Origin of the sequence: Mycobacterium sp. (assembly GCF_049683355.1) — a bacterium.
Lineage (GTDB): Bacteria > Actinomycetota > Actinomycetes > Mycobacteriales > Mycobacteriaceae > Mycobacterium.
On the sequence record NZ_JBAUJB010000453.1, the window covers coordinates 1 to 4,538 of the forward strand.

General features: G+C 62.9%; 4 protein-coding genes. 1 reads left to right on the forward strand and 3 read right to left on the reverse strand.

What is annotated here, in order from left to right; all coding sequences use genetic code 11:
- Positions 1 to 6: 6 nt before the first annotated feature.
- Genes WA944_RS25790 through WA944_RS25800 form a run of 3 tightly spaced genes read right to left on the reverse strand, consistent with a single transcriptional unit; the run spans position 7 to position 2,940 of the window.
- A complete protein-coding gene (locus WA944_RS25790; RefSeq protein WP_526608838.1) occupies positions 7 to 1,209 on the reverse strand; it encodes an NAD(P)/FAD-dependent oxidoreductase in 1,203 nt (400 codons plus the stop codon).
- Complete coding sequence (locus WA944_RS25795; RefSeq protein WP_526647480.1) at positions 1,206 to 2,594, reverse strand: cytochrome P450; 1,389 nt, start codon at positions 2,592 to 2,594, stop codon at positions 1,206 to 1,208. Before WA944_RS25795 ends, WA944_RS25790 begins: the two co-directional genes overlap by 4 nt.
- A 25-nt stretch (positions 2,595 to 2,619) precedes the next feature.
- On the reverse strand, positions 2,620 to 2,940 hold the full coding sequence (locus tag WA944_RS25800) for a 2Fe-2S iron-sulfur cluster-binding protein (protein WP_370329921.1): 321 nt from the start codon (positions 2,938 to 2,940) through the stop codon (positions 2,620 to 2,622).
- A gap of 122 nt (positions 2,941 to 3,062) precedes the next feature.
- On the opposite strand from WA944_RS25800, the gene WA944_RS25805 reads away from it, so the two are divergent.
- Positions 3,063 to 4,076 carry a helix-turn-helix domain-containing protein gene (locus tag WA944_RS25805; RefSeq protein ID WP_370329920.1) on the forward strand — a complete coding sequence of 338 codons (1,014 nt, stop codon included), beginning with the start codon at positions 3,063 to 3,065 and terminating at the stop codon, positions 4,074 to 4,076.
- Positions 4,077 to 4,538 lie beyond the last annotated feature (462 nt).

Genomic DNA, 4,538 nt, shown 5'->3' on the forward strand with positions numbered 1-4,538 from the left:
ATCACCTCAGGCCTGGCCGGCGAGCGCCAGTTCGGCCCGTCCGATGGGGACTTGCTGCGTGATGACCCGTTTGCTGAACATGAAGTCTCGCGGGCGGTTGACGCAGTCCGCGGCAATGAGCTCGCCGTCACGGAGGTAGAAGCAGGTGAAGTCGCGGTCCTCGGTCGGGTCGCCGCTGAGGACGACCTCGTCGTATCCGGTGTTGAGACCGGCGATCTGGAGCTTGTGGTCGTATTGATCTGACCAGAACCATGGAAGCGCCGCTATCTTCTTGGACTTCCCGCAGACGGTCGCGGCGGCGACTTTGGCCTGCTCGGCCGCGCTCGGCACGGACTCAAGGCGTATGCGACAGCCGTACCGGGCCACCTCGTGGCTGGCGCAGTCCCCGGCGGCCACGATGTCGGGGTCGCTGGTGCGGGCCTGGTCGTCGATCACGACGCCGTTGTCGACGGCCAGGCCTGCGGCGGCGGCGAGCTCGGTGTTCGGTTGAACGCCGACGCCCACAATGACGAGGTCGGCGGGGATTGATTCGCCACTGGCCAGGTGCACTTCGCGGATCCAGCCGTCACCGGACAGAGCCTCGACCAGCGCGCCGGTCCGAATGTCGACGCCCTCCTCCCGGTGGATCCGGTCGAAGAACGCCGATACCTCGGGGGCGGTGACCCGTTCGAGGACGCGCTCGGTCGCCTCGAGCACGGTGACCTCGAGACCCAGCGCACGCAACGAGGCGGCCGTCTCCAGTCCGATGTAACCGCCGCCGACGAGCACGGCCCGAGCCCCGGGGCGGATGGTCGCGAGGATCATCTCGACGTCCGCGGCGGTCCGTAGGTAGAAGACTCCGGCCAGGTCGGCGCCCGGGATGGGGAGCCGTCGAGGGCGGGCGCCAGTACACAGCGCGATCTTGTCGTAGGGCATTGCGTCGCCGGTGCTCAGAGACAGGTGGCCGACCGAGCGGTCGATCGCCTCCACCGTCGCATCCAGGAGTTGGATTCGCTGCTTGGTGTAGAACTCCGCGCTGCGGATCGCGAGTTCGTCGAGTGTGATCTTCCGGGCCAGGTAGGCCTTCGATAGCGGAGGGCGTTGGTAGGGCAGCGCCGACTCCTCGCCGATGAGGACGATCTCATCGGTCCACCCTTCCTGACGCAGACTGGCCGCGAGTTGTGCCCCGGCATGGCTCGCGCCTACGATGACCGCTCGCTGCAAGGTCATGCGCCAGCTTTTGGGGTGAGTCGGACCATCAGCTTGCTGATACCCCTGACGAAGTTGGACTGCACGTACTCGGGCTCACCGACGACTTCGATATTCTCGAAGCGCGGAAGCAGCTCCTCCCACAGGATCCGCAACTGCATCTCGGCCAGCCGGTTGCCCATACAGCGGTGGATGCCGAAACCGAAGGCGATGTGATTTCGGGCGTTGGGCCGATCGATGATCAGCTCATCGGGCCGATCGAACACGCGCTCGTCGCGGTTACCCGAGGCATACCACATCACGACCTTGTCGCCCTTGCGGATGAACTGCCCGTGCAGCATAGTGTCCGACTTGGCGATCCGGCGCATATAGGCCAACGGTGTCTGCCACCGGATGACCTCCGAGACCATGTTGGGGATCAGGTCGGGGTTTGCCTTCAGCTTCTCGAACTGGTCCGGGTACCGATTCAACGCGAGAACCCCGCCGCTCATCGAGTTCCGCGTGGTGTCGTTGCCTCCGACGATCAGCAACACAAGGTTGCCCAAGAACTCCATCGGTCGTTTGATCAGATCCTTGGTGCTCTCGTTACTCTGCAGCATGGTGATCAGATCGAATCCGGGTTCCTCTCCGGCAGCTGTCCGTGCCGCCTTGTCGTGCCAGTGCTCGCTGAGACCTCGCGCCATGTCGCGCATGCCTGCAAACGTGTCATCAAGGTCCGACGGACCGCCGTTGGCTTGCTCCATCGAGGTCGCCAGATCTGACCACTCGACGAGCTTGCGACGCTGCTCGTATGGGAAGTCCAAAAGGGTCGCGAGCATCCGAGCGGTCAACTCGATCGAAACATTCTGCACCCAGTTGAACGGCTGATCCACGGGCAGGTTGTCCAGCACCTCCTGCACGCGAGATCGAATCAGACCCTCCATCTCACGCAGGTTCTTGGGCGCGACCACCCCTTGGACAGCGGCCCGCTGCCTGTCGTGGCGTGGCGGATCCATCGCAATGAACATCGCTACGTCAAGGAAACGAGGCGGGGACCCGATGACGATGAACGGCTCGGAGGAGAAGACATCATGGTTCTTCTCCACGGCCACGATGTCGGCATGCCGTGTGACTGACCAGAACGGACCAAACGGACTGTTGGGCTGATAGTGGACCGGAGCTTCGTTACGCAGGCGCTCGTAGTATGACTGCCAGCGCCCCTGACGGTAGAGGAAAGGGTTGCTGAGGTCGATGTCGGCGAGTTTTACGTCCGCGACCGAGGGGACGGGGCCCTCGAAGAAGAGCCTCTTCCCGTTCGTTCCGGTCACCAAACGCCGGGTTTTGTCATACAGGTGTGCGCCCTGAATCTGCAGGTCGATCGGGATGGTCGCCTGAACTTTCTCGGTGATTGCTTCAGAAACCTTCATTACGTCTTATCCGTCTCTCTCGTCATTACATCTGGAACTCGGGCAGATGGACGATCAAGCCGTCCCACGACTCAGTGACCTGCATCTGGCACGACAGCCGGGAGGTCGGCTGACGCTCGGGGCTCATCGCGAGCATCTCTTCTTCAACGGCGCCGGAGCGCCCAACCCGATCGGACCATTGCGGATCGACGATCACATGGCAGGTGCCGCACGCGGCTTCGCCTCCGCAGTCACCGTCGATGCCGGGCACCGCGTTGTTGGTCGCAGTCTGCATCAGTGAGTGACCTGGCTCGAGCGGCGCCTCGTGCTGCTCGCCGTCGTGGGAGACAAAGGTGACAACGGTCATAACGAACTCCTAATACGTTGTCGTCGGTGTGAATGATAGTTAACAGTCTTGTCGAAGATAAGCGCTTCGGCTATGTTCGCTGGAGTCAGTAACGTGTGAATTTGGCTCAAAGGGGCCTGGTGATGAACCTCGATAACGCGGGGATGCCCCCACTCGCGTTCGTGCAACTGCTCGAGAGCCCAGCACTCGAGCCAGACATCATCGTGCAGCTCCGCGACATCATGGCGCGCGAAGGAACCGACGCGGCGACGCTGATTGAGCGTGATGTCCAGGCGCCGTTACGGTGGTTTCGCGAGGTCTACCCCGATCTCGACGTCGACCACGCCACGCTGCTCGGCTTCGCGTTCGCCGGACAAGCCCAGTTGACATCCTTTGGCCCGTTAAGTGTTCCGCTGGTCAGCGCGGGCTCGGTAGCCGAAATCGTGGAGCTGCTCACCTACCTGCCGCTGATCACCATGGCTATCAATGCACAGTTACATCCACGTGAGCATGGCCTCACCGTCGGGCTCTGGGGGCACACGGGCGATCGAGCCCTGGACTGCTTGGCCGTTACCTACACCGGGTCGGCGTTATTGCGACTGCTGGACATGCTCGTCGGTGACGCGCCGACGGTCACACTCCACCTGAGTTGGCCGGCGCCCTTCGGCCTGACCGATCGCGAGAACGGCCTGGCTCAAGTCGGGCGCCTGATCTTCGACGCCCCGATGTCCTCCCTCCACGTTCCCTCGGCCACGCTCAACGAGGTGTGCCGGTTCTCCGATCCCCTCGCGTATCGACTCGCAATCGTCGAGCTGAAGCGAACTCTCGACAAGCGGAGCGGCGCTACATCCAACTCCGAGAGGGTAAGACGGCTGCTGCAGAAGAATCCAGGACAGCGAAGTAACCAAAGGTTCGCACATGAGCTGTCGATATCCACCAGCACACTCAAACGGCGCCTCTCCGAAGAGGGGACCACCTTTCGCGAGTTGCGCCAGTCATTCCTGCTCGAGCGCGCGATGCTCCAGCTACTCGACCGCTCAATGTCGGTGAGTGAGATCGCTACGGATCTCGGGTACAGCGACCCCGCCAACTTCTCACACGCCTTCAAGCGATGGACCGGCCGCTCTCCGAGCGAGTTCCGGCTCTCACAACGCTGAGCCCGCCCAGCGAGCCAAGAGAATGGTCGCAAGCTTGATTCAGAAGATCGGTGTCCGGAACCGGATCGAGGCCGCCGCGCTGGCCGGGCGCTACGGACTACTCGACCACTGAACCGTGCGCACCGGTGGCAACTGTGGGTGTAGGCAGGACCTGCGCAGACACTTCCCGGCACGGGCCAACGGGAGACGGGTCAAATTCCTCCGCTGGCCGATTGACCGCACGCGCGGTGCTGAACCACCCCAAGGAGTCGTCGATGGGCCAGACCCGGCCGCGGGCTCCGCTCTGTCGGACACGACACGACTCGAAATCACGGTCGGACGCGGCTGTGAATGGGCATTCGCTATTGTCGAGAAATGCCAGCGAAGACAGTCCGCACGGAAATCGCCTCGGGCGCCATCGAAGGATTCACGCGGGACGGCGTCAATCGCTGGCGTTCCATTCCTTACGCCAAGCCACCGGTC

Excerpts from the sequence above, each read along its gene's own strand:
- WA944_RS25790 (WP_526608838.1), bottom strand. The coding sequence starts at position 1,209 with ATGACCTTGCAGCGAGCGGTCATCGTAGGCGCGAGCCATGCCGGGGCA.
- WA944_RS25795 (WP_526647480.1), bottom strand. The coding sequence starts at position 2,594 with ATGAAGGTTTCTGAAGCAATCACCGAGAAAGTTCAGGCGACCATCCCG.
- WA944_RS25800 (WP_370329921.1), bottom strand. The coding sequence starts at position 2,940 with ATGACCGTTGTCACCTTTGTCTCCCACGACGGCGAGCAGCACGAGGCG.
- WA944_RS25805 (WP_370329920.1), top strand. The coding sequence starts at position 3,063 with ATGAACCTCGATAACGCGGGGATGCCCCCACTCGCGTTCGTGCAACTG.